This window comes from Herbaspirillum sp. SJZ106, assembly GCF_006715495.1.
Taxonomy (GTDB): domain Bacteria; phylum Pseudomonadota; class Gammaproteobacteria; order Burkholderiales; family Burkholderiaceae_D; genus Herbaspirillum.
This window is the reverse complement of record NZ_VFNI01000001.1, coordinates 12,278-35,950: the sequence shown is the minus strand read 5'-3', so window position 1 is coordinate 35,950 and position 23,673 is coordinate 12,278. Positions and strand designations below refer to the sequence as shown.

Genomic DNA, 23,673 nt, shown 5'->3' with positions numbered 1-23,673 from the left:
CGGGTCATCCGCGCCGCGCCGCCGTCATTGGGCTTAACGGATGATGGCGATCTTCTTCTGGAAGCGTTTGACCAGTTGCGACAGGCCAAAGCTCAGGATGAAGTACACCACTGCCACGAACAGGTACATTTCCACCAGGCGTCCGTCGCGCTGCGCGATCTTGGAAGCGCTGGTGACGAAGTCCGGCACCGAGCCCAGCACATACACCAGCGACACGTCCTGGAACAGGACGATGGTCTGGGTCAGCAGGATCGGCGTCATGTTGCGGAACGCCTGCGGCAGCACCACGTTGCCCATCATCTGCCAGTAGTTCATGCCGATCGCGTAGCCGGCAAACACCTGGCCGCGCGGAATCGACTGGATGCCCGAGCGCATGATTTCGCAGTAATAGGCCGCCTCGAACAGGATGAAGGTGATCAGCGCCGACTGGAATGCGCCGACCCGGATGGGTTCGGACGCGCCGATGATCCACGCCCCGATGAACGGCACCAGGAAGTAGAACCAGAAGATCACCAGCACCAGCGGGATCGAGCGGATCAGGTTGACGTAGGTGGTGGCGATGAACGACAGCGGCTTGTTGCTGGACAGGCGCATCATCGCCAGCAGCGTGCCGATGATGATGCCGCCCAGCATGGCCGAGAAGGTCAGGACAAGCGTGAATTTCAGGCCGGTGGTGAACAGGTAGACCCAGGAACGCTCGATGACGTCGAAGTCGAAATTGCTGAACATGGATCAATGCCCTCCCGCACTGGTGCTACCGCTGGAGATATAGCCAGGGACAGCCGTTACCTTTTCCAACAGGCGCGCCAACAGCAGCGCAATGGCGGAAATGAGGATGTAGATGATGGTTGCGCCGGTCAGCGCCTCGAAGGTCTGGAAGGTGAATTCGCGCATCGAGTAAGTGGCGGCGGTCAGTTCGATCAGGCCGATGGTCAACGCCACCGAGCTGTTCTTGATGATCGCGGCGAATTCGTTGGTCAGCGCCGGGATGATGATGCGAAACGCCATCGGCAGCAGCACGTAACGATAAGTCTGCGCCGGCGTCAGGCCGAGCGCCTGGCCCGCCATGCGCTGGCCGCGCGGCAGCGCCTGGATGCCGGTCGTGACCTGCACCGCGACACGGGCCGAGGTAAAGAAACCCAGCGCCAGGGTGGCGGTGACGAAGGATGCGTCGGGCAGGCCCTTGAGCCAGTCGCCGATCGAGCCGGGCATCAGTTCCGGCATCACGAAATACCAGAGGAACATCTGTACCAGCAAGGGAATGTTGCGGAACAGTTCCACGTAGCCGTTGGCGAGGCGAACCGCCCATGGTTTTGTTGTTGTACGGATGGTGCCGGCGATGGTGCCGAGGATCAGCGCCATGATCCAGGCGGATATCGCTGTCGCGAGGGTCCATTTCAGGCCCGCCATCAGCGTATCGATATAGGGGATGCCGTCGGGAGACATCTCCCAGAAGATTCCCCAGTTCCAGTTGTAATGCATAAGTGGCCTCGTCTCTGTTTCGAGTCAGTCTGTCAGGCGCGATCACCAGGCAAATGCCGCGCCATGGATATTCCGGTCAGTCACCGGCCGCTGTGGATAAAAGCAATTGCACCGCGGCAACCGCCTTTGCCGGCCGGTTAAACAAAACGGGGGACAACGCCCCCGTTTCGTCAAGACGGATTGATTCGTCTTGGGATAAAACGGGTCGCCCCGTTTTATCACTCATTGCCAAAGGCAATCAGCCGATTACTTCTTCTTGGAAGAAGATTGCTTCTGTGCTTCCGGAACGGCCGCATAAGCAGCCGGGTCGCCCGAATCGGTCGGCTTGGCCAGCACAGCTTGCAGCTGCGGGCTCATCGGCACGTTCAGGTTCACGCCCTTGGGCGGAATCGGCGACTGGAACCACTTGGCATAGATCTTCTTGATCTCGTCACCCTTGTAGACCACGGTCAGGGCATCGTCGACCACCTTCTTGAAGGCGACGTCATCCTTCGGCAGGATCAGGCCATAGGGCTCGACCGACAGGGCTTCCGAAGAAACCTGGTAGTCGCCCGGCGCCTTGGAGTTGGCAGCCAGCGAGGACAACAGGATGTCGTCCATCACGAACGCTGCGGCGCGGCCGGTTTCCACCATCAGGAAGGCTTCGGCGTGGTCCTTGGCGGCCAGGATGTTCATGCCCAGGTTACGCTCTGCGTTCAGGGAAGTGATCTGCTTCAGGTTCGAAGTACCCGAGGTCGACACGACGGTCTTGCCCTTCAGGTCGTCCAGGGTCTTCAGGTTGGCTGCCTTCTTCGACAGGAACTTGTTGGCGGTCACGAATTCGGTCACCGAGAAGGACACCTGCTTCTGGCGCTCCATGTTGTTGGTCGCGGAGTCGCACGAGATGTCGGTGGTGCCGTTGGCGATCAGCGGAATACGGGTCGCCGAAGTCACCGGAACCATCTTGATGTTGAGCGACGTCAGGCCCAGCTTCTTCTGGATCGCGGTAGCGGCCTTCAGGCACAGGTCGATCAAGTAGCCCTGGTAGGACTGCTTGTCATCGAGATAGGAGAACGGGATCGAGGAATCGCGCACGCCCAGTGTCAGGGTGCCGGTATCCTTGATCTTCTTCATCCGGCCGGTGAATTCTTCCGCATGGACCGAACCCATCAGAACGCTTGCGCCGACCAACACCCCTGCTAGCTTCAATAACTTCATTGTGTGACCTCCTGGAAAAATTTTTACGTAGTGTACCAAAAGCCCTCTTCCAAAAACAGCCTGAGCAGTCCATGGAGCAAGGCTTAGCGGTCCTGTTGCCATGCCTCTTTTTTATTGTTAAGCCATATCTTCGCAGGCTTTTTTCATCCGCTTGCGGCCGCTGCCGCCAATCGATGGCGGCACGCAACCCATAGCAGTGATCCAGAGCGAGGCATGCGGCGGCGGCATTTTACGACAGATCCCCAACGCCAATCGCCCGCATGCGCCAATATTCCCAATATTCCATTTCCGATGAAGCATCCGTCATCTGCGGCGCTGCAGCGGCCGATTCCCCCTCGGATAGCCGACACATCTTACATGAGCATCCCGCCTGGCCGGTTATGCTTTCGCGGCATCGCCTCCGATTGCCCGCCCAGACCGCCACGATAACCCCTTATGGTCAGCAATATCCATGCCAGAACAACTATTTTGCGATCTTATCCGAGGGGAAGCGGAACGAATCGCGCAGCACATACCCCATCGGCAGCCCCAGCGCCTGCTTGCGCGCTCCCGCCGGCCGCATGAACCAGCGCTGATACATGTCCTGGATCTCGCCATCGAAAATCATGCGCGCCATCTCGCGGTCGACCAGCGCCTTGAAGGCGGCATCGCCCTTGCGCATCATCATTGCATAGGGATCGACCGACAATGCCTCGCCGACGATATCCAAGGCTTCCGGCGTCTTGATTTCGGCGCGGTATGCATACAGCAACACGTCGTCGTCGGCATAGGCGTCGGCGCGCCCCTCCAGCACCAACGCCACGGCTTCCTCGTCCGTGGTCGCCTCGATCCAGCGCATATCGAGCACGCCCGCGGCGTCGCGCGCCTTCACATAGGGCAGGATGGAACTGCCGCGCAGCGTCACCACGCGCTTGCCGCGCATGTCGAGCCACGAGTGGATGCCCGAGTCCTTGCGCACCATCATGCGCGTGGTCGTATAAAAGTGGGGAACGGTGAAATCGAAACGGCTTCTGCGCGAAGCGTTGCTGGTGGTTGTGCCGCACTCGATGTCGGCGGCGCCGCTGGCGATAGCCTCGAAACGGCCATCGATATCGACCTGCTGGAACCTGAGCTGCAGCTGTGGCAGCCGGGCCTCGCGCCGGACGGCATCTGCGATCTTCCGGCAAATCTCGATGGAGTAGCCCACCGGCCCGCCATCGCTGCCGGCCTCGGCGAACGGGAAATGGTTGGCCGGGAAGGCGATCACCATCGTATTGGTGCGCCGGATCTTGTCCAGCGTAGTTTCGGCGTGCGCAAGCAACGGCGCCAGGCACAAGCATGCCAGCACCGCCATTGCCAGTTTCACGCACCGCACGGCATCAGCGCCGCCGGCGCGCACGCGCACACGAACCACGTCTCCTCCCATACCGCTTTTACGCAGCCGACGATCTTATGCTGTCGCCTTGGCCGCCCATACTGTAAATAAAGCCCTATTACGGGTACAAACCCCGCATTTCACGCGCCTGCAGCACGCGTGTGCATGCCACGATGAACGCTGCGGTACGCAGTGACACCTTCTTCTCGTCCGCCAGTTGCCAGACTGCGGCAAAGGCTTCGCGCATGATGCGGGTCAGGCGCAGATTGATCTCGTCCTCGGTCCAGAAGAAGCTGGAGAAATCCTGCACCCATTCGAAGTAGCTCACCGTCACGCCGCCGGCGTTGGCGATCACGTCGGGCACGATCAGCACACCCTTGTCGCGCAGGATATCGTCGGCCGCCGGCGTGGTCGGGCCGTTGGCGCCTTCCAGGATGATCTTGGCCTTGATGTTGTTGGCATTGGCTTCGGTGATTTGCTGTTCCAGTGCGGCAGGCACCAGAATGTCGCAATCCACCGACCAGAATTGGGCGCGGTCGGCAATCTCGTCGGCGCCGGAGAAACCCTTGACGCTGCCGTTTTGCGCGACATAGGTCTGCAGTGCGGCGACATCCAGGCCGCCGGCATTGAACACCGTCGTCACATGATCCTGAACCGCCACCACCTTGGCGCCGGCTTCGGCGAACAGGCGCGCGGCGATGCCGCCGACGTTGCCGAAACCTTGCACGGCGACCTTGGCGTCCTTGATGTCGAGGCCGCGCTTGGCGGCCGCTTCGCAGCCCACCACGAACACGCCGCGACCGGTCGCCTCATGCCGTCCCAGGCTGCCGCCCAGCGAGATCGGCTTGCCGGTGACCACGCCCGAAGAGGTGCTGCCCTGGTTCATGGAATAGGTGTCCATCATCCATGCCATGATCTGCGAATCGGTGTTGACGTCCGGCGCCGGAATGTCCTTGTTGGGGCCGATGATGATGCCGATTTCGCTGGTGTAGCGGCGCGTGACGCGCTGCAGCTCGCCGCGCGAGAGCGTCCTCGGATCGACGCGGATGCCGCCCTTGGCGCCGCCGTAGGGAACGTTCACCGCCGCGTTCTTGACGGTCATCCAGGCCGACAGCGCCATCACTTCCGACAGCGTCACATCCTGGTGGAAACGCACGCCGCCCTTGCCCGGGCCGCGCGAAGTGTTGTGCTGGACGCGATACCCCTCGAAGTGGGCGATGGTGCCGTCGTCGCGCTCGATGGGGACGTCGACCACCAGTATGCGCTTGGGGCGCTTGAGGGTTTCCACCCAGCGCGCCAGCGAGCCCAGGTAGGGCGTCACGCGGTCGATCTGCTCAAGGTAGACGCCCCACGGACCGATGCCGTGCGGGACAAGGTAGGAAGGCACTTCGTGGTTAGGTACGTTCGACATGATGCAATCGCTCCTTTTGTTTGCCGTGCTGTTCAAGACGCTGCAAAGAAATCGAGACCTGCCGAGCATAGTACTCCGCCCCGGCCAACGATCAAGGTGCGCCGCGCTACCCGGCATTGCAAGCCGATGGCGCGGGCATCCTGGCCGGCCGCTCTCGCAGTGCGCAAGCGCCTGAAATCTTCTCCGTCCGAATCAGCGACGCAATCGTAGCCAGCCGGACAATTCAAGGCTAATGCTTTGTGAGCATGCAACTATGCACAGGATGCATAACCAGCGAACATCCCCTGTGATGGCGGGATTGCGGAAGATTGACACCCTCGCCGGGCGGTTTTCGCGGCCCTCGCGCGGCCACTTCGGGCGGGCCTTCCCCAGGCTCAGGATTCGCGCTTTTCGGCATGGCGGGCCGCCTTCGACGCCGCCCTGCCGGAACCGGCCGCGCCCCCCTTCTGGCGTTCGGCCCGCGCCGCATCCTGCTCCACCAGGTATTCCCACAGGCGCGCCACCAGCGCCTTGCCGACGCGCTGCGCGGTAGGCCGTTCGCGGTACAGGCGAATCTCCATCTCCACCTCCCACTCGCCGGCCGGCCCATCGGTGCGCGCCAACTGGCGGTTGCGCACCTCGCGCACCACCGAAGACTCTGGCAGGAAGGCCACGCCATGGCCCTCCAGCGCCATCATCTTGAGGCTTTCCGACATATCGGTCTCGTAGTGCTTGAGCAGGTGCAGCGGACGTTTCACATCCGACATCATCAGCTCCACCATCCGGCCCAGGTAGGCATTGCTGGTGTAGGACAGGAACGGCACCGGCGCCTTGGAGGTGCCGGGAAACAGGTAATCGGGCGTGCCGTTACGGTCGCAGCGCGAATACGGGCGCAGCGTCTCGGTGCCCATGGTCAGCATGTCGTAACGGCTGGCGTCGAGCTGCACCGGCTGGCGCGGATGGTGATAGCACAGCAGCAAGTCGCAACCGCCCTCGACGATGGTCATCACCGCATCATGCACGTTCAGCGCGATCAGGCGCGTGTTGATAGAGCCGAAGCCCGACTCCAGCGAACTGAGCCACTTGGGCATGTAGGTCAGCGAAAGCGTATGCGGCACCGCAAAATCGATGGTGGTCTGGGCCGTCGGGCGCTTGCCGCGCAGCAGGGCACGGGTATTGTTGATCTGCCCCAGCATCTCTACCGCCTGCTCATAGAACACCTCGCCGGCCGCGGTCAGCCTGGTCGGGTAGGAAGTCCGATCGATCAGGTCGGCGCCCAGCCAGGCCTCCAGCGACTGGATACGGCGCGAGAAAGCCGGCTGCGTGACATGCCGCAAATCGGCGGAACGGCTGAAACTGCGGGTTTCAGCCAGGGAGACGAAATCTTCAAGCCATTTGCTTTCCATTGCCCGCCCACTTCTCGTTCTTTTAAGAATTCATGCGAATCGACGAATTGTGCCGCCGCGCCAGTCGCCGCGCAAGCGAACGCTGTAGCGGATAACCCTTAGCCGGGGAAGCGGGAACCGCCTCTCACCTGCTGGCCGTGGGCATCAGCACCGTCGGCTCGTCGCCGGCATCCGCCCCGGGCGCCGGCGATGCGCCCTCGTCATCGGCGCCGGCCTGCTGGCGCAGCCACATCTGGGCGTACAGGCCATTGGCCAGCAACAGCCCGGCGTGCGTGCCGCGCTCGACGATGCGGCCGTGATCCAGCACCAGGATCTGGTGGGCATCCACGATGGTCGACAGGCGGTGCGCGATGACCAGCGTGGTGCGCTCGCGCGCGATCTCCGCCAGTTGCTGCTGGATCGCCTGCTCGGCGCGCGAATCCAGCGCCGATGTCGCTTCGTCGAAGATCAGGATGGCCGGGTCCTTGAGCAGCGTGCGCGCGATCGCCACCCGCTGCTTTTCGCCGCCCGACAGTTTCAGTCCGCGCTCGCCCACCATGGTGGCGTAACCGTCGGGCAGCGATTCGATGAACTCATGGATATACGCCGCCCTGGCCGCCGCCACAATCTGCTCGCGGCTGGCGCCCGGCTTGCCGTAGGCGATGTTGTATTCGATGGTGTCGTTGAACAGCACCGTATCCTGCGGCACGATGCCGATGGCCTGGCGCAGCGAAGCCTGGGTCACCTCGCGCAGGTCCTGGCCGTCGATGCGGATGGCGCCGCGGTCGACGTCGTAGAAGCGGTACAGCAGCCGCGACAGCGTCGACTTGCCCGAACCGCTGTGGCCGACCACCGCGGTCGTGGTGCCGGCCGGCACGGTGAAATCGACATCGAACAGGATCTGGCGCTTGCTCTCGTAGCTGAAATCGACATGCTCGAAACGCAATGCCGCGCCGTGCGTCCTGAGCGGCACGGCAGCGTCGCCGTCGGCCACTTCGCGGTTTTCTTCCAGCAGCGAGAACAGGCGTTCCATGTCCGCCAGGCTCTGCTTGATCTCGCGATACAGCACGCCCAGGAAATTGAGCGGGATGTAGAGCTGGATCATGAAGGCATTGACCAGCACCATGTCGCCCAGCGTCATCGTGCCGTCGATCACGCCCGCCGTGGCGCGCCACAGGATCAGCGTGACCGCGATGGCGATGATGGCCGACTGGCCGGTATTCAACAGCGACAGCGAGCTCTGGGACTTGACCGCGGCGCGCTCGTAACGCTGCAGGCCTTCGTCGTAGCGGCGCGCCTCAAAACTCTCATTGCCGAAATACTTGACCGTCTCGTAGTTGAGCAGCGAATCGATGGCGCGAGTGTTGGCGCGCGAATCCAGGTCGTTCATCGTACGGCGGAAATGCGTGCGCCATTCGGTCACGGTGATGGTGAAAAAGATGTACAGCGCCAACGCGCCGGCCGTGATGACGGAAAACCAGATGTCGTAATGCAGCACCAGGTAGGCCAGCACCAGCAGGATCTCGATGATGGTGGGCAGGATCGAAAACAGCGTGTACGACACCAGGGTGGAAACGCCGCGCGTGCCGCGTTCGATATCGCGCGTCATGCCGCCGGTCTGGCGATTCAGGTGAAAGCGCAGCGACAGCGCGTGCAGGTGCTGGAACACCTGCAAGGCAATCGTGCGCACCGCGCGCTGGGTCACGCGCGCAAACATCAGTTCGCGCAACTCGGTAAAGACCGAAGTCGCCAGCCGCAGCGCGCCGTAAGCGGCCAGCAAACCCAGCGGCAGCACCAGCAAGGCTTGCGGATGCGCAACTGCGGCGCTCATCTGGTCGACCAGTTTCTTCAGGATCAGCGGCACGCCCACGTTGGCCACCTTGGCCCCCACCAGGAAGGCCAGCGCCAGCATGACGCGCCACTTGTAGGTCCACAGATACGGCAACAGCGTCCTGACGATGGCCCAGTCGCTGCGTTGGCGCGGCGCGGCATTGGCTTGCGGGGAGGAGCTATTCGGATAACGGCGCATGTGGTGGCTGGAAAATGGCTGGCGGCAAGGCCCGCTGCGGCGGGGCAACATCCGATAAACTATGGCTCTCGCGCGCCATTGGCGCGACAATGATCCATAAACGATTCATCTGTGCTTTAGTTGTGCTTTACGTGCCGGTTTGACAAGTGAGGACGCCTGCAGCGCGCCTCGCCGTCATCCAGGCGAGCGAAGCTGGAATTATAAGAACCTATTCGGAATCTCGCCGGACTTTACGCTTTCAAGGAAAAAGCAATGACCACACCGCTCAGCACCCGGCTGCCTGCCGGGAAATCCCCGCAACTACGCGTCATGCCCATGCCGGCCGACGCCAACGTGTACGGCGACGTCTTCGGCGGCTGGATCATGGCCCAGGTCGACGTGGCCGGCTCGCTGCCCGCCACGCGCCGCGCCAATGGCCGCGTGGCCACCGTCGCCGTCAATTCCTTCCTGTTCAAGAATCCGGTGTTCGTGGGCGACCTGCTCTCCTTCTACGCCGACATCGTCAAGGTCGGCAATACTTCCATCACCGTCAATGTCGAGGTATACGCCGAGCGCAACCGCCTGCAGACCGAGGTCGTCAAGGTCACCGAAGCCACGCTCACCTATGTCGCCACCGATGAAAGCCGCAAGCCGCGCGCACTGCCGCCGCTGGGGCCGGACGACAATATCGGCGAGCTCAACGCCATGCAGGACCTGGGCGGCGGCTGGCACGCCATTTGACATTGCCAGTTGAGGCTGCCAACACATCCCGCGCGGCCGCCATGTTGAAAAGAATTCAGCACGCGGGCCGCGCTTAGTTTGTATCGTTACGATCCTTCATCATCGTTACTCCGTCCCCGGATCTTCACCATGCCCCCATCCATGCCTTCCCGTCCAGATATCCTGATCGTCGCACGCCTGCCGCAACACCTGATGCAACTGCTGCACGACAATTTCAACTGCCACAACCTGCTCGATGGCCTGAGCGAAGAGAAGCTCGGCCAGATCGCCCCGACCATCCGCGCCATCGCCGCCAACGGTGAGGCCAAGGTGCCGCGCGAATTGATGGCGCGCTTGCCGGCGCTGGAAATCGTCTCGGTGTTCGGCGTCGGCTATGACGGCGTCGACGTGCCGGCCGCGCGCGAACGCGGCATCCACGTCACGCACACGCCCGACGTGCTCACCGACGATGTCGCCGACATGGCCATCGCTCTGATGCTGGCCGTGGCCCGCAACGTGGTGCGCGCCGACCGCTTCGCCCGCAGCGGCGAATGGAAAAACGGGCCGTTCCCCTTCACCACCAAGGTCAGCGGCGCCAGGCTGGGCATTGTCGGCCTGGGCCGTATCGGCGAAGCGATCGCCCGGCGCGCGGCCGGCTTCGACATGGATATTTCGTATCACAACCGCTCGCAAAAGGATGTGCCTTACACCTACTACGGCGACATCAAGTCGCTGGCCGCGGCAGTCGACTTCCTGGTAATGATCACCCCTGGCGGCGCCGGCACGCGCGCCCTGGTCAATGCCGAGGTGCTCGAGGCGCTGGGCCCCAAAGGTTTCCTGATCAACGTCGCACGCGGCTCGGTAGTGGACGAGGCGGCGCTGACCCAGGCGCTCAAGGACGGCAAGATCGCCGGCGCCGGCCTCGACGTGTTCGAAAACGAACCCAATATCCCGGCCGAACTGGCGGCGCTGGAGAACGTGGTGCTGACCCCGCACATGGCCAGCGGCACGCTGGTCACGCGTACCGCCATGGCCGACCTTGCCTTCCATAACCTGCAAGCGCATTTCGCCGGCAAGCCTGTGCTCACGCCGGTGCCGAACTGAAAACGACGATGGCTGACTCCTCCAAACTGATTGCGCTCGACTGGGGCACCTCCTCGCTGCGCGCCTATCGGCTGGGCCGCGGCGGCGTGGTGCTGGACAAGCGCGCGCTGCCCTGGGGCATCATGAACCTGCCGGTGGTCGAGGCATCGGGCGTCGGCGCCAAGGCCGGTTTCGAACAAGCCTTCAACGAAGCCTGCGGCGACTGGCTGCGCGATGCGCCCGCCACTCCCGTGCTGGCCGCGGGCATGGTCGGCAGCGCCCAGGGCTGGCGCGAAGCGGCCTATCTCGACGTGCCGCTGCAAGTCGCCGACATCGGCGCCGGCCTGACCGCGGTCCCCACCCGCGGCGGCGCGGTGCTGCACATCGTGCCCGGCCTGATCGAGCGCGGCGCGTTGCCCAATGTGATGCGCGGCGAAGAAACGCAGGTGGTCGGGGCGCTGGAAGACGGCGCCGACGAGGAACTGCTGATCGGCCTGCCCGGCACGCATTCCAAGTGGGTGCGCATCGCCGGCGAACGCTTCATGCACTTCGATACCTTCATGACCGGCGAGGCATATGCCGCCCTTTCCATGCACACCATCCTGGGCCGCACCATGCAGCGCGGCGCGGATTTCAACCTGCCGGCCTTCGAACGTGGCGTGCGGGTCGCCACCGACCGGGCCGGCATCAACGGCGTGCTGTCGACCATCTTCAGCACGCGCACGCTGGGCCTGACCGGCGCGCTGGATGGCGCGGCCCAGGCCGACTACCTCTCGGGCTTGCTGATCGGGCACGAGATCGCGGCGTTGCGCGACAGCCGGGCGGCGGCCAGGCTGGCAGGCGACCCGCGCATCGTCCTGATCGGCGATGGCAAGCTGTGCGAACGCTACCATCGGGCGCTGGCGATTTGCGGCTACACCAATGTCGGCGCGTCGGCGCAGGCGACCGAGCGCGGCCTGTGGAAAATCGCCGCGCAAGCGGGACTGGTGCGCCAGGACTGAGCGCGCCGGCCATATTTATCCCATCCACCTCAACGTGGACGAAAATCCAAGACACCATGCGAGAGACACCATGTTCAAAGAAGCCATGAAGAAATGCCGGCTCATCGCCATCCTGCGCGGGGTACGCCCCGACGAGGTGGAGGCGGTCGGTCGCGCCATCTACGATGCCGGGTTCCGCATCATCGAAGTCCCCCTGAACTCGCCTGAGCCGCTGGAAAGCATCCGCATCCTGCGCAGCGCGCTGGCGGCCGACTGCGTGGTCGGCGCCGGCACCGTGATGTCGCCGGCCCAGGTGCAGCAGGTGGCGGATGCCGGCGGCCAGTTGATCGTGATGCCGCACAGCGACCCGGCCGTGATCCGTGCCGCCACCGACGCCGGCCTGGCCAGCGCGCCGGGCGTGGCCACGGTCACCGAAGCCTTCGCCGCGCTGGCCGCCGGCGCCGACATCCTCAAGATGTTCCCGGCCGAGCAACTGGGCCCCGCCGTGGTCAAGGCCTGGCGCGCGGTGGTGCCTGCCAGCGTGGTGCTGGCGCCGGTGGGCGGAATCACGCCGGACAGCCTGCAAGCCTTCATGCAGGCCGGCGCCACTGCCTTCGGTTTGGGATCCGCACTGTACAAACCCGGCATGAGCGCGCAAGAAGTCGGGACCAATGCCAAGGCGTTCATCGACGCATTGCGCGCCTGCGAACCGGCCTGACCCCCTCATCGGCCATCCCGCCGTTCACGCCGGACCGGGATGGCGGCAAAACAAAAGCGCCGCTGCGAATTTCTTCACAGCGGCGCTTTTTGCCTGACACCTGGATACGATATCAGGCGGCCTTCTTTTCTTCCTGCGCTTTCTTTTGCTCGTCGCGCAGCTCGCGGCGCAGGATCTTGCCGACATTGGTCTTGGGCAGCTCGTCGCGGAACTCGATGTACTTGGGCTTCTTGTAGCCGGTGAACTGCTCCTTGCAATACGCCATCAGTTGCTCGGCGGTGAGCGACTTGTCCTTGCGCACCACGAACAACTTGACCGCCTCGCCGGTGTGCTCGTCCGGCACCCCCACGCAGGCGCATTCCAGCACGCCCGGATGCAGCGCCACCACGCCTTCGATCTCGTTCGGATAAACATTGAAACCGGACACCAGGATCATGTCCTTCTTGCGGTCGACAATCCTGGTGTAACCGCGCTCGTCCATCACGCCGATATCGCCGGTCTTGAAGAAACCGTCGTCGGTCATGACCTTGGCGGTCTCGTCCGGGCGCTGCCAGTAGCCGGCCATCACCTGCGGGCCGCGAATGGCGATCTCGCCCGGCTGGCCCAGCGCCACCGGCTTGCCGTTGTCATCCAGGATGGCGATGTCGGTCGCCGGCAGCGGCAGGCCGATGGTGCCGGTGTATTCGTCGATGGTGCAGGGATTGGCGCTGGCGATGGGCGAGGTTTCCGACAGGCCGTAGCCTTCGATGATGGGGCAGCCGGTCAGTTTCTTCCACTTGTCGGCCACGCTCTTTTGCACCGCCATGCCGCCGCCCACGCAACAGCGGTAGCCCGAAAAATCCAGCTTGGCGAATTCGGCGTTGTTCAACAGCGCGTTGTACAGCGTATTGACCGCCGGGAAGGTGTTGACCTTGTACTTGGCCAGCTCCTTGACGAAACCGGGGATGTCGCGCGGATTGGGGATCAGCAGGTTCAGCGCGCCTTCGCGCGTGCCCAGCATGTTGCAGACCGTCAGCGCGAAGATGTGGTACAGCGGCAGCGCGCAGACGAACACCAGCTGGTCGATCGGCTTGCCCGACTTGAGCGCCGGGTTCAGCCACTCTTCGGCCTGCAGCACGTTGGCCACAAGGTTGCGGTGGGTCAGCACGGCGCCCTTGGCCACGCCGGTGGTGCCGCCGGTATATTGCAGGAAGGCGATATCCTCATGCCCCAGCGCCACCGGCCGCAACTGCTTGCCGGCGGCCTGTTGCAGCGCCTGGCTGAAGGTGATGGCGTGCGGCAGGGACCAGGCCGGCACCATCTTCTTCACATGGCGCACCACCAGGTTCACGATGGCGCCCTTCAGGGTGCCCAGCAACTCGCCCATGCTGGCGACCACGATATGCTTGACCCGGGTTTTCTCCAGCACCTTCTGCAAGGTGCAGGCAAAGTTTTCCAGCACGAAGATGGCTTCGGCGCCCGAGTCCTTCAACTGGTGCTCCAGTTCGCGCGCGGTGTAGAGCGGATTGACGTTGACCACGGTATAGCCGGCGCGCAGGATGGCGGCGATCGCGATCGGGTATTGCAGCACGTTGGGCATCATGATCGCCACGCGCGCGCCCTTTTCCAGGCCCAGGCCCTGCAGCCATGCGCCCAGCAGGCGCGACAGGCGATCCAGTTCGGCATAGCTCAGGTACTTGCCCATGCACACGTAGGCGTTGCGATCGGCATACTTGGCGAAGGCCTCGTCGATCATCTGCACCAGCGAGCCATAGCGGCCGGGGTCGATCTCCGCAGGCACGCCCGCGGGGTAGGAAGCAAGCCAGAATTTTTCCATGTTGTTACCTCTGTCTCCGGTCAGAACTTGCGCTGGGCTGAGCGTTGATAGGACATCATTGCCTTGGCGCGCACAGCAAAAAAAAGCACGAGTGTTTTTTATTTAGTGCAGATGCTATCCAGCATTGGCCGCTTGGGCAAGTAGTTTAAGAGGTTTTTTGCGTAAAACCGTCCCCGCGCCCTTCTCGCATGGCCCGTATCCGGCCTGTCTTGCTTCCCGGACAAATCCTCGGGCTTTTGCATCATACCCTTGGGCGCCATGCCCGTGCGTCCTGGCACGCCTTGCGGAAACGCACCTTCCAAGGTCACAGCGGCGCGCGCTCGGTCTTGCGGTCCCGCTGCCGGCCCGGCTCCCCCGCCGGCAACGGATCGCCCAGGGCGATGTGGCGCGCGGCCTTGTCCATCTGCGCCAGTTGCTTCACCTTGGCATAGAAGTCCGGGAACCCGCTGCTGCGCGCGAACAGCGCCTTGAATGCCGGCACCAGGTCGTGGTACGCGCCGACCAGCGCCAGGTGCGCATTGGACAGCGGCATGGCGAACCAGCGATCGTAACCGGCATAGCCGTCCCAGCGCTGCGCCTTCATCTGCGCATACTCCGCGCGCAGTTGGCCGAAGATCTGCTGCTTGCGTTCGCGCTTGGCATCGTCCGGCGCATCGCTGTCGTAGTTGGCTTCGAGCTTGTCGCGGTATTTGTCCAGCAAGGCCAGGAAATCCTGCTTGCGCGCATCGAAGCGGCGGTACGCCTCGATCAGCGTGGCGTCATGCCGGGATGCCAGCCAGCGCTCGACGCCGATTTCCTCGACCGCCACGGCGAAGCCTTCGTTGAACGGCGTATCGTCGCGCGCGTAGACGGTCTGGTGCGCCAGTTCATGGAAGATCAGGCGCGCCAGCTCGCCGTCTGGGTAATTGATGAAGGTGGAAATCACCGGATCGTTGAACCAGCCCAGCGTCGAGTACGCCGGCACGCCCACCACCTGCACGTCATAGCCCCGCCGTTGCAACTGCGCGCCATACGCCTGCGCCGCCTGCTGGCTGTAATAGCCCCGATAATCGACGCAACCGGCAACGGGGAAGCACCACTGATGCGCCTTGAGCGACAACTCGGGCGCCGCCACCACGTTCCACAGCACGAAAGGGCGGTCCAACTGGGCATAGGTCTTGTAGCTGCCGTTGTCAGGCAAACCCAGTTGATCGACGGCGAAACGCCGGATTTCACGGATGGTCTGCAATTTGGCCTTCAGGCCCGGTTTGGCATGCGGGTCGGCGATCCAGTCGTCGAACGGCTTGGCCTGGGCCAGCAAGGAGAACTGGCCGTGGGCCGCCTGCGCGTAATAGGAGACCGAGGTGCAGCCGGCCGCCGATACGACTACCGCAGCCAGCGCCGCCAGCGTCGGCGCCCGCAGCGCACGCCATTTCATGCGCAAGGGATCAGGCTGCGGCGGCCGCATCCCCGGCCATCCTTTCAACCTGCACCAGCACATCGTAGAAAGTCGGCGCGTTGCCCATATCGGTCAGGCGCTGGCTGGTGACTTCGTTGGCGTTCTTGCCGTCGGCGGCGAACTTCTTCCACCAGATCGACAAGCCGACCACCAGGCCCAGGCGCGCCTTGTCGGTCACGCGCACACGCGCCTGCATGCTGCCGCGGTCGTTGAAGATGCGCACCATGTCGCCGTCGGCGATGCCGCGCGCGGCGGCGTCGGCCGGATGCATGTCGAGGTGCGGTTCGCCTTCGGTGTCGCGCAGGCTTTGCACGTTGACGAAGGACGAATTGAGGAAATTGCGCGCCGGCGGCGAAATCATCGCCAGCGGGTATTTCGCGCCCAATTGCGGATTGCTGGCCACCGATTCGTAAGGCGGGGTGTAGGCCGGCAGCGGATCGAGTCCGGCCGCCTTCATCTGCTCCGAATAGAACTCGCACTTGCCCGAGGGCGTGGCGAAACCGCCTTCGGCGAATGGCGCAATGGGCATGGCCAGGCGCTGCCAGCCCTTCTCCTTCAATTCGTTCCAGTCGTAGCCGGCGCTGCGCGGATGGTCGCGGCGGAAGGCGGAGGCGGCGATGGCATCGTCGCTATCCTTGAAGCAATCCTCCTCAAAACCCATGGCCGCGGCCAGCAGGCGGAAGATCTCGGTGTTCGGCTTGGCCTCGCCCAGCGGCGCGATGGCGGCATTGTTGGCCATCATGTAGACGTGGCCGTAGGCGCTGTGCACATCCACGTGTTCCAGCTGGGTGGTGGCCGGCAGCACGATGTCGGCATAGTCGGCGGTATCGGTCTGGAAATGCTCCAGCACCACGGTAAACAAATCCTCCCGCGCGAAACCTGCGGCCACCTTGGCCGACTCCGGCGCCACCGCGACCGGGTTGGCGTTATAGACGACCATGGCTTCGATCTGCGGGCCGAACGCGGGCGAGGCCGGTTTCAGCAGTTCGTCGCCGATGGTGCTCATGTTGATCACGCGGGCCGGCGCGCCGTGGCGGGCCGCCAGATCGGGGCGCGACAGCGCGGCATGGTCCCTGGGGAAGGAATCCGAGGTCGACATCTGGATGCCGCCGGCCGGATGGCGCCATGCGCCCACCAGCGCCGGCAGGCAGGCAATATTGCGCGCCGCCATGCCGCCGCCGCGCACGCGCTGCAAGCCATAGTTGGCGCGGATCATCGCGCCTTCGCCGGCCAGCGCCACGCGGCCGTATTCGCGCGCCAGTTCCTGCACTTCCTCAACGCGGATGCCGCACACCTCGGCGGTGCGCTGCGGCGTCCATTCGGCGACGCGTTCCTTCAACTGTTCGAAGCCCAGCGTGTGGCGTGCGATATAGTCGTGGTCCAGCAGGCCTTCGGCGGCCAGCACATGCATCATGCCCAGCGCCAGCGCGGCATCGGTGCCCGGCAGCAAGGCAATGTGCCAGTGGCATTTCTCGGCCGTCAGCGAACGATAGGGATCGATGGCGATGATGCGCGCGCCGTTGCGCTTGGCGGCCTGCACCCGGGTCCAGAAATGCAGGTTGGAGGCGATCGGGTTGCCGCCCCAGATCAGGATGAGCTTGGCATGGTCGACCTGTTCCAGGTCGGTGCCGATGCGCGCGCCGACGGTATAGCGATAGCCGGTGCCGCCAGCGGAGGCGCAAATGGTGCGCTCCAGTTGCGAAGCGCCCAGGCGGTTGAAGAAGCGCCCCGCCATCGACTCGCCCTGCACCAGACCCATGGTGCCGGCATAGCTGTAGGGCAAGATCGCCTGCGGATCGCGCAGCGCGATGGCGCCCAGGCGATCGGCGATGGTCGAAATCGCCTCGTCCCAACTGATGCGCTCGAATCTGCCTTCGCCCTTGCGGCCCACGCGGCGCAGCGGATACAGCAGGCGGTCCTTGTGGTAGGTGCGCTCGGTGTAGCGCGAGACCTTGGTGCACAGCACACCGGCAGTCGGCGGATGCGCGGGGTCGCCGCGCACTTCGGTGGCGACGCCGTCTTTCACGGTCACCAGCAAGGCGCAGGTATCGGGGCAATCATGCGGGCAGGCGGCCCGGACTATCGTGGTGGACATGGCAGATCGGCAGGAAACGTAAAGACAGGATGAACCATCACCGGTCCATAGCAAAGCGGATACTTTATCTTAAAATGCACCAACCCGAGCCTCCAGCACACGCAACCATGCAACCTACCCTCCATTTCTGGCGCGACCCCGCCCTGCCCTTCCTGGAAGGGCGACGCGCCACCGGCAGCCTGTCGTGCTATGCGCCGCATACGCACCCGACCTTCTCGATCGGCATCGTCGACGCCGGCCGCAGCACCTTCGCGCTGACCCAACGCAGCATGCCCATCGTCCCCGGCGACGTGGTGCTGGTGCGCGCGGACGACGTGCATAGCTGCAACCCGGAAGACCTGCAACGCTGGAGCTACCGCATGTTCCACATCGACCCGGCCTGGCTGCACGACTTGCTGGCGGAATCGCCGGACACATGCCGCCTGCTGGCCGCGATGGAGTCGCAGGTGATCCGCTCGCCGCAAGCGGCGCTGCTGCTCGACCGCATGACCGCGGCGCTCGACGGCAACGACGGTACGGCCAAGGAAGCGGAAGTCATCACCTGCCTGCACGAGCTGATGCTGCTGTGCGCCGAAGCCGGCAGCATGCCGCCCGTGGAAGAAAGCGACAATCCCGATGGCCTGCAGCAGGCTCACGATTACCTGTTGGCGCATTGCCGCGAACGGGTTGACATCGACACCCTGGCGCAAGTGGCCGGCACCGGCCGCTACCAACTGATCCGGCTGTTTCGCCGACGCTACGGCCTGACCCCGCATGCGCTGCAGCTGGACATGAAAATCAACCAGGCGCGCGCCCTGCTCAGGCAAGGCGCCAGTGCCGCCGACGCCGCCTACGACACCGGTTTCTCCGACCAGAGCCACTTCCACCGCGCGTTCAAGTCGCGCGTGGCGGCCACGCCGGCGCAGTATCAAAAGCGCCGGACCGCCAACAAGCTGTCAGCTCCGGGATAAGGCCAGCGCCGCGGCCGCCGCCATCAGCAACAACCCGGCCCCGCGCTCGACCATCGGCAAACTGCGCGCCAGCCATGCCATCGCCCGGCGCTGCGATAGCGCGCACACCAGCGCCGCATCCCATGCGAACACCGCGACGAACATCCACACGCCGTAGACAAGCTTGAGCCCGAAGCCGGTCTGCGCCCCCACGATCAGCGTGAACAGGCCGAAATAGAAAATGCCGTTCTTCGGATTCAATATCGCCGACAAAAAGCCCGCCCCCATGCCTGCAGCAAACCCCGCATGGCGGCGTGCCCCTGCCGGACCGACACCGGCCAATGCCTGCGGCTTCAGGCTGGATTGCATGAACAGCCATCCCAGCCATGCAAGATAGACGCTGGCCGCCCATTTCATGATAGTCAGCCATGCCGGGCTCTGCTGCAACAGGCTGAACCCTGCCAGCGCCAGCGCGATGTACAGGCCATTGGCCAGAGCAATGCCCAGGCTGGCGCCGATACCGTTGCGCCGCCCGTGGCGCAAGCAATTGCGCACCAGCAACAGGAAGTCCGGGCCGGGGCTGGCCAGCGCCAGGAAATGGGCCGAGGCCAGCAGGAAGAATTCGGAAGTCAACATGGGTGCACGCGGCTCATGGCAATGATGGAGCAACGCATGCTAGGCAAACCGCGCCAGCCTGTATTGAACAAAATTGCGCAGGCTGGAACCGCCGCATCGCAATGGCAATGGCAATGGCGCCGGTATCCACCGGCGCCGTTTTTCATTGCGGCATGACGGACAATCTCAATGCGCCAGGATCGCCACCGCCTGTGTGCCGTAGGCGATCAGGTAACCGCCATGTTCGCGCTGCCAGCCTTGCGCGGCCGCCATGTCGGGGAACCAGTTGGTCTCGAAATCGCGGAACATGCCCAGTTCCATGCGATAGCGGTCCAGCAGCGCAGACGGGCGTGCATCGACCTGGCGCACGCACAGCTCCCAACTGGCAAAACCGACTTCGCGCGCCAGCGTATGCAGCACATGCTTGAGTTGCAGGCTGCGGCGCAAGGGGTGGAGTTCGGCCACGGAAATTTCCGGCGTCACCTGCATGGCGACAATGCGCCGCAGAACGGGCAATGCCTCGCTGCTGCGCTCGGAATGCGCGGCGCGCAGCAGCCGCTTGGCATAGCGGCGCAGGAAATCGCTGTTGGCGAGGCTGCGGCCGAAGCCGGGTTCGACGATATGGATGGCGTGGGGGAATTGGGTAGACCACATTACGTTTGTTCCTTTCAAGCGTCGTCTCCCGCCACGACTATCAAGGTTCAACGTCTGTGTTCAAGAACCTGGGCAGGTTCCAAGAAAGGTACTTCCGCAGACGGCAGGTGCATCGGCTTTCGCGGGACTGGGCGCCCTGCCGCGCCCGTGGCCGCATTCTATCCGCAGCGGAGCAGGTCTGCCAAGCCGGCGGTGGCGGCGATGCGACAGCCGTGCCGGTACAGCGTCAACATTGGCGGGGCTGGCGCTTTCGGGCATGATCGCAAAAGCGCCCAGCCCTGCCTGGGACGCGCCCCATAACGAAAAAAGGAGAACCCCTTGCAAACGCTCGCCACTGCCCTGCTCATCCTGATCGCCATCGAACATGTCTGGATCCTGGTGCTGGAGATGTTCCTGTGGACCAAACCCATCGGCCTGAAGACGTTCGGCCAGTCGAAACAAGCCGCCGAGGCTTCGCGGGTGCTGGCCGCCAACCAGGGCCTGTACAACGGCTTCCTGGCCGCAGGACTGTTGTGGGGAGTCGCCGCGGGCGAACGTCCGGTGCAGTTGTTCTTCGTCGCCTGCGTACTGGTCGCCGGCATCTACGGCGGGCTCACCGCGAAACGCTCCATCCTTTATGTCCAGGCCCTGCCGGCCCTGCTAGCCTTGCTCGCCTTGCTGGCCGCACGATGACCTGCGCGCCCTGCGGCAGCGGCGGCCGGAATTTCCCCGGATAAAGTTTTCGGCCGATCTGGCCGATAATCACTATTCAAGCTTGCTTTCTCACAAAAACGTGAAGAAATGACAACCTCCGGCTGCGCCTGCGATGCCGGCGCGACCACCTCAAACACGCTCGGGGAAGGGCAATGAAACAAATCAAACTCAACCTCAAGGACGAGGTATACGAATCGCTGCAACGCGATTACAAGAACTTTGTTCGCCTGTCGACGAAAATCGATTCAGGCTTCGTCTCCCCGACATTCGACGGTTTCTTGCTGGCCAAGGTCTCGGAAAACCCTCACTTCCTGACCGAGGACGGCGTCCAGCACCTGATGCTCTCGGGCCAGTACGCCTGGGCCAAGCGCGCGCTGGACAAGGATTTTCCGGATGTGGTGGAGATCCTGATCTCGCAGGCCTCCAACTACGGCTTTTACATCGCGGTGCGCCATGACTGGAGCACGGACGACCTGCTGGCCGCTTCCAAGGCCTGGGCCGCCTCCATCGTCAAGCAAGCCAAGGGCGACGAGTCGCAGATCGATATCCTGGCCGCGCAGATCAAGAATTCGGTGACCAACATCACCGTGGTGCAGGAAAAACTGAAAACCCCGGCTTCGCAACTGGCGCACGCATTGGTGCAGGAACTGCGCGAAACGCACATCGCCATCGAGCATGCCTCCGGCGCGGTGGCCCGCGAAAAGCTGGGGGCGCTGCGCAGCCTGCTGCGGCTGGGACGCGCCTACGGCAATGTGTCGGAAAAGGCGGAGCAGGAGATGATCGAGCGCCTGAGGGCGCAGAAGCCCTGGCTATTCACGGAAGGGCCGAAGGGATTCTGGGGCCATGTCGCCGCATGGTGGCGCGGCGTGTGATGGATTAATGCAATCAACGCCAACAAGGCCTGCCGGCGCACGTCCGGCAGGCCTTGTTTGTCTGGCGCCTGTTCACGCGCCGGCGTCAACCTCGCGCATCAGCCTGATGTCGCCATACCAGGCTTCCACCTTTTGCCCGGTGTTATCGGTATCGGTGAGCACGCCCACGCCGATCAGCCGTCCCGGCTTTTCGCCGAACGCCTTTTCGTAATCCTCCACCACATTGCGCCTGTATTCCACCCATTGCCCGACATTGGCCGGGCCGCTTTCGGCCACCAGCATCTGGATGCGCCCGGTGCGGGAATTGGCGATCACGCTGCCTGCCGGCGCCTTGTTTTCCCAGATGTACATCAGCGTGGCATAAGGCAGCTCGTGGCCGGTCAGCAGCTTGGCCGTGTCGAACAGGATGGTGTCCATCAACGACAGCTTGTCATGGTCGCCGTCGAACGCCAGCACGATGCGCACCGGCGAATCCTCGGTCTCGCGCTGGGTATTGTCGGCGCTGGGAATCAGGGCCGAGGTCTTCCAGCTCCATGACAGCCAGGGTTTCTTGTTGATGTCGATATTGACCTGGTGGCGCAGGCCGGACGATGCCTTGTTCGCATACGCGCGCAGCACCGTGCGGCCGGCCTTCTCGACCAGCAGGTAGTCGGTGCTCTTCTTCTTGCGCGCCAACGCCAGCGGCTCCCATTCTGCCGGCAGTCCTCCCGGCGCATTGGCGGAGAACAACGCCAGGGCCCGGTCCAGCCGCGCCTGCCTGGCCGCCGCCTCAGGCGACAACGGCGCCTGCTTTTGCCCGGCGCAGCCTGCCAGCGCCAATGCGGCGATGGCCAATGCCGCCACCCGCAACGGCTGGCGAAAACGGGGAAAAGGACGCAAGCCCGGAAGGAGCAATCCAACAGCAGGGACAAGCCAGAACCGCAAGCAACGCAATGTCATGGAAACAACCAGAGGAGCCGGCCTAGTCGGCCGCAATAACGGAAACTGCGTGAAACCACCGCCATCGTCGTACGAGCGCGGTGAACAGGCAGGGGAAAATCGCCCCACATCATACGCCAAGCCGTGGCCGGCCCGACAGCATCCTCAATTCTGCTGGCGCAAGATCTGGATGAACATCTTCGATAACGAAGACAAGGTCGTATTTTTACGCGTGACGATGCCGTAATGTTCGATCCGGGTTTTCAACCCGACCGGCAGGATGCACAGCATCTGCTTGGCGGCGAAGAAATGGGCGATGTCCAGCGGCATGACGGCCACCATGTTGGACTGCGCCAGCAAGGTCACCGTGACGAAAGGCGATGCCGTCTCGATCACATTGCCCGGTACTTTCAGGCCATCCAGCTTGAACTCGTGTTCGATCCAGATGCGCATGGGCATATTGCTCGAATACAAAATCCAGGAGGCGTCCGACAGCTCCTGCAGCCGCACCTTCTGCGCGGTGGCCAGCGGATGGTCGATGCCGCTGACGATGCACATGGGTTCGCCGCGCAGCATCTCATAGTTGTACAGGTTGGGTTGGGAACTGACCGAGGAGCGCCCGATCATCAGGTCGATGCGTCCCTGGTCGAGCAGCAGCAACTGGCGCGCGCTGGTGTCTTCGGTAATTTCGATGGAAACGTCCGGCTGGATCTCGCGCAGGCGCGACAGCGCGCGCGTGACGAAGGGCGCCGCGCCCATGATGGTGCCGATGGACAGGCGTCCGCCGCGGCCGCTGATCATGTTCTGCAGTTCGTCGCGCAGGTTGGCGACGTCGCTTTGGATCAGGCGCGCATAGCGGATCACGCAACGCCCCAGCTCGGTAGCTTCGATGCCGCGCGGCGAGCGGTCGAACAGGGTGACGCCCAGGGCATCTTCCATTTCATGCAGGGCCTTGGTGGCGGCCGGCTGCGTCATGTGCATCACTTCGGCCGCCTTGTGCAGCGAACCCTGCTCATCGAGCGCCGTCAGCAGGGCGACTTGCCGGAAACGCAGGCGGCTGACAATGGAACCGACCGAGGGCAATTCCCCCCCGGCCATCCTGAGTTGGTTATCACCCGATGAATTAAGCTCATTAGACATCGTTTTGTAAGCCTCTTATATTCGGTGCTGCGAAAAACCACAATGCTAGCGCATCTATCGTCCAGCCAAAGCGATGCGTGAAAAAAGCAGGAGACTTTTGCGAAATCGACCTGGCGGCGTGCGCATTCCCGCCGACTGCGAATCACTGGCATCCGCTTGCCCTGGCGCCTATCGTGCACTGCAGCG

At 63.5% G+C, this 23,673-nt stretch carries 21 protein-coding genes; 7 read left to right on the top strand and 14 right to left on the bottom strand.

Going from position 1 to position 23,673, the window contains the following annotated elements; all coding sequences use genetic code 11:
* Positions 1 to 33 precede the first annotated feature (33 nt).
* The 7 genes from FB598_RS00165 to FB598_RS00135 form a co-directional block, all read right to left on the bottom strand.
* Positions 34 to 729, bottom strand: coding sequence for an amino acid ABC transporter permease (locus FB598_RS00165; protein ID WP_141911388.1), 696 nt, complete (start codon positions 727 to 729; stop codon positions 34 to 36).
* A 3-nt stretch (positions 730 to 732) separates the two neighbouring features.
* On the bottom strand, positions 733 to 1,482 hold the full coding sequence (locus FB598_RS00160; protein ID WP_141911387.1) for an amino acid ABC transporter permease: 750 nt from the start codon (positions 1,480 to 1,482) through the stop codon (positions 733 to 735).
* Between the two features lie 246 nt (positions 1,483 to 1,728).
* Positions 1,729 to 2,679: an amino acid ABC transporter substrate-binding protein gene (locus FB598_RS00155; protein WP_141920713.1), complete on the bottom strand. Its 951-nt coding sequence runs from the start codon at positions 2,677 to 2,679 to the stop codon at positions 1,729 to 1,731.
* Between the two features lie 463 nt (positions 2,680 to 3,142).
* The gene (locus FB598_RS00150) at positions 3,143 to 4,072 is read right to left on the bottom strand and encodes an amino acid ABC transporter substrate-binding protein (protein WP_183405782.1); all 930 of its coding nucleotides are present in this window, start codon (positions 4,070 to 4,072) and stop codon (positions 3,143 to 3,145) included.
* Positions 4,073 to 4,151: 79 nt separating this feature from the next.
* Positions 4,152 to 5,444, bottom strand: coding sequence for a Glu/Leu/Phe/Val dehydrogenase (locus FB598_RS00145; protein ID WP_141911380.1), 1,293 nt, complete (start codon positions 5,442 to 5,444; stop codon positions 4,152 to 4,154).
* 374 nt (positions 5,445 to 5,818) lie between these two features.
* Positions 5,819 to 6,829 carry a LysR family transcriptional regulator gene (locus FB598_RS00140; RefSeq protein WP_141911377.1) on the bottom strand — a complete coding sequence of 337 codons (1,011 nt, stop codon included), beginning with the start codon at positions 6,827 to 6,829 and terminating at the stop codon, positions 5,819 to 5,821.
* 124 nt (positions 6,830 to 6,953) lie between these two features.
* Positions 6,954 to 8,837: an ABC transporter ATP-binding protein/permease gene (locus FB598_RS00135; protein WP_141911375.1), complete on the bottom strand. Its 1,884-nt coding sequence runs from the start codon at positions 8,835 to 8,837 to the stop codon at positions 6,954 to 6,956.
* A gap of 252 nt (positions 8,838 to 9,089) precedes the next feature.
* Between FB598_RS00135 and FB598_RS00130 the strand changes: the two genes are divergently transcribed.
* From FB598_RS00130 to FB598_RS00115, 4 genes are all read left to right on the top strand, one after another.
* The gene (locus FB598_RS00130) at positions 9,090 to 9,557 is read left to right on the top strand and encodes an acyl-CoA thioesterase (RefSeq protein WP_141911372.1); all 468 of its coding nucleotides are present in this window, start codon (positions 9,090 to 9,092) and stop codon (positions 9,555 to 9,557) included.
* Between the two features lie 141 nt (positions 9,558 to 9,698).
* Positions 9,699 to 10,640, top strand: coding sequence for a 2-hydroxyacid dehydrogenase (locus FB598_RS00125; RefSeq protein WP_141911370.1), 942 nt, complete (start codon positions 9,699 to 9,701; stop codon positions 10,638 to 10,640).
* A gap of 8 nt (positions 10,641 to 10,648) precedes the next feature.
* Positions 10,649 to 11,620, top strand: a complete 972-nt coding sequence (locus FB598_RS00120) for a 2-dehydro-3-deoxygalactonokinase (protein WP_141911368.1) — start codon at positions 10,649 to 10,651, stop codon at positions 11,618 to 11,620.
* A 70-nt stretch (positions 11,621 to 11,690) separates the two neighbouring features.
* The gene (locus tag FB598_RS00115; protein WP_141911365.1) at positions 11,691 to 12,317 is read left to right on the top strand and encodes a 2-dehydro-3-deoxy-6-phosphogalactonate aldolase; all 627 of its coding nucleotides are present in this window, start codon (positions 11,691 to 11,693) and stop codon (positions 12,315 to 12,317) included.
* A gap of 112 nt (positions 12,318 to 12,429) precedes the next feature.
* On the opposite strand, the gene FB598_RS00110 is transcribed toward FB598_RS00115, so the two are convergent.
* The 3 genes from FB598_RS00110 to FB598_RS00100 all read right to left on the bottom strand — a co-directional run bounded on the left by FB598_RS00110 (position 12,430) and on the right by FB598_RS00100 (position 17,666).
* Positions 12,430 to 14,133, bottom strand: a complete 1,704-nt coding sequence (locus tag FB598_RS00110) for a long-chain fatty acid--CoA ligase (RefSeq protein WP_141911362.1) — start codon at positions 14,131 to 14,133, stop codon at positions 12,430 to 12,432.
* Between the two features lie 304 nt (positions 14,134 to 14,437).
* Positions 14,438 to 15,550 carry an aminopeptidase gene (locus FB598_RS00105; RefSeq protein ID WP_141911359.1) on the bottom strand — a complete coding sequence of 371 codons (1,113 nt, stop codon included), beginning with the start codon at positions 15,548 to 15,550 and terminating at the stop codon, positions 14,438 to 14,440.
* A 10-nt stretch (positions 15,551 to 15,560) separates the two neighbouring features.
* Positions 15,561 to 17,666, bottom strand: a complete 2,106-nt coding sequence (locus FB598_RS00100; RefSeq protein WP_141911356.1) for a molybdopterin-dependent oxidoreductase — start codon at positions 17,664 to 17,666, stop codon at positions 15,561 to 15,563.
* 107 nt (positions 17,667 to 17,773) lie between these two features.
* Here FB598_RS00100 and FB598_RS00095 point away from each other — a divergent pair, with 107 nt between their 5' ends.
* A complete protein-coding gene (locus tag FB598_RS00095) occupies positions 17,774 to 18,616 on the top strand; it encodes an AraC family transcriptional regulator (protein WP_141911353.1) in 843 nt (280 codons plus the stop codon).
* On the opposite strand, the gene FB598_RS00090 is transcribed toward FB598_RS00095, so the two are convergent.
* Positions 18,602 to 19,231: a LysE family translocator gene (locus FB598_RS00090; protein ID WP_141911351.1), complete on the bottom strand. Its 630-nt coding sequence runs from the start codon at positions 19,229 to 19,231 to the stop codon at positions 18,602 to 18,604. The two genes, FB598_RS00095 and FB598_RS00090, sit on opposite strands and share 15 nt — an antisense overlap.
* Before the next feature lie 165 nt (positions 19,232 to 19,396).
* Positions 19,397 to 19,864: a hypothetical protein gene (locus FB598_RS00085; protein WP_141911349.1), complete on the bottom strand. Its 468-nt coding sequence runs from the start codon at positions 19,862 to 19,864 to the stop codon at positions 19,397 to 19,399.
* A gap of 318 nt (positions 19,865 to 20,182) precedes the next feature.
* On the opposite strand from FB598_RS00085, the gene FB598_RS00080 reads away from it, so the two are divergent.
* Both FB598_RS00080 and FB598_RS00075 read left to right on the top strand, forming a co-directional pair.
* Entirely contained in the window at positions 20,183 to 20,536 is a 354-nt protein-coding gene (locus FB598_RS00080) for a DUF1304 domain-containing protein (protein ID WP_141911346.1), read from the top strand.
* Between the two features lie 173 nt (positions 20,537 to 20,709).
* Complete coding sequence (locus FB598_RS00075) at positions 20,710 to 21,429, top strand: DUF4088 family protein (protein ID WP_141911343.1); 720 nt, start codon at positions 20,710 to 20,712, stop codon at positions 21,427 to 21,429.
* Between the two features lie 72 nt (positions 21,430 to 21,501).
* On the opposite strand, the gene FB598_RS00070 is transcribed toward FB598_RS00075, so the two are convergent.
* Both FB598_RS00070 and FB598_RS00065 read right to left on the bottom strand, forming a co-directional pair.
* Complete coding sequence (locus FB598_RS00070) at positions 21,502 to 22,308, bottom strand: DUF3047 domain-containing protein (RefSeq protein WP_255463941.1); 807 nt, start codon at positions 22,306 to 22,308, stop codon at positions 21,502 to 21,504.
* Positions 22,309 to 22,512: 204 nt separating this feature from the next.
* The gene (locus tag FB598_RS00065) at positions 22,513 to 23,487 is read right to left on the bottom strand and encodes a LysR family transcriptional regulator (RefSeq protein ID WP_141911338.1); all 975 of its coding nucleotides are present in this window, start codon (positions 23,485 to 23,487) and stop codon (positions 22,513 to 22,515) included.
* Positions 23,488 to 23,673 lie beyond the last annotated feature (186 nt).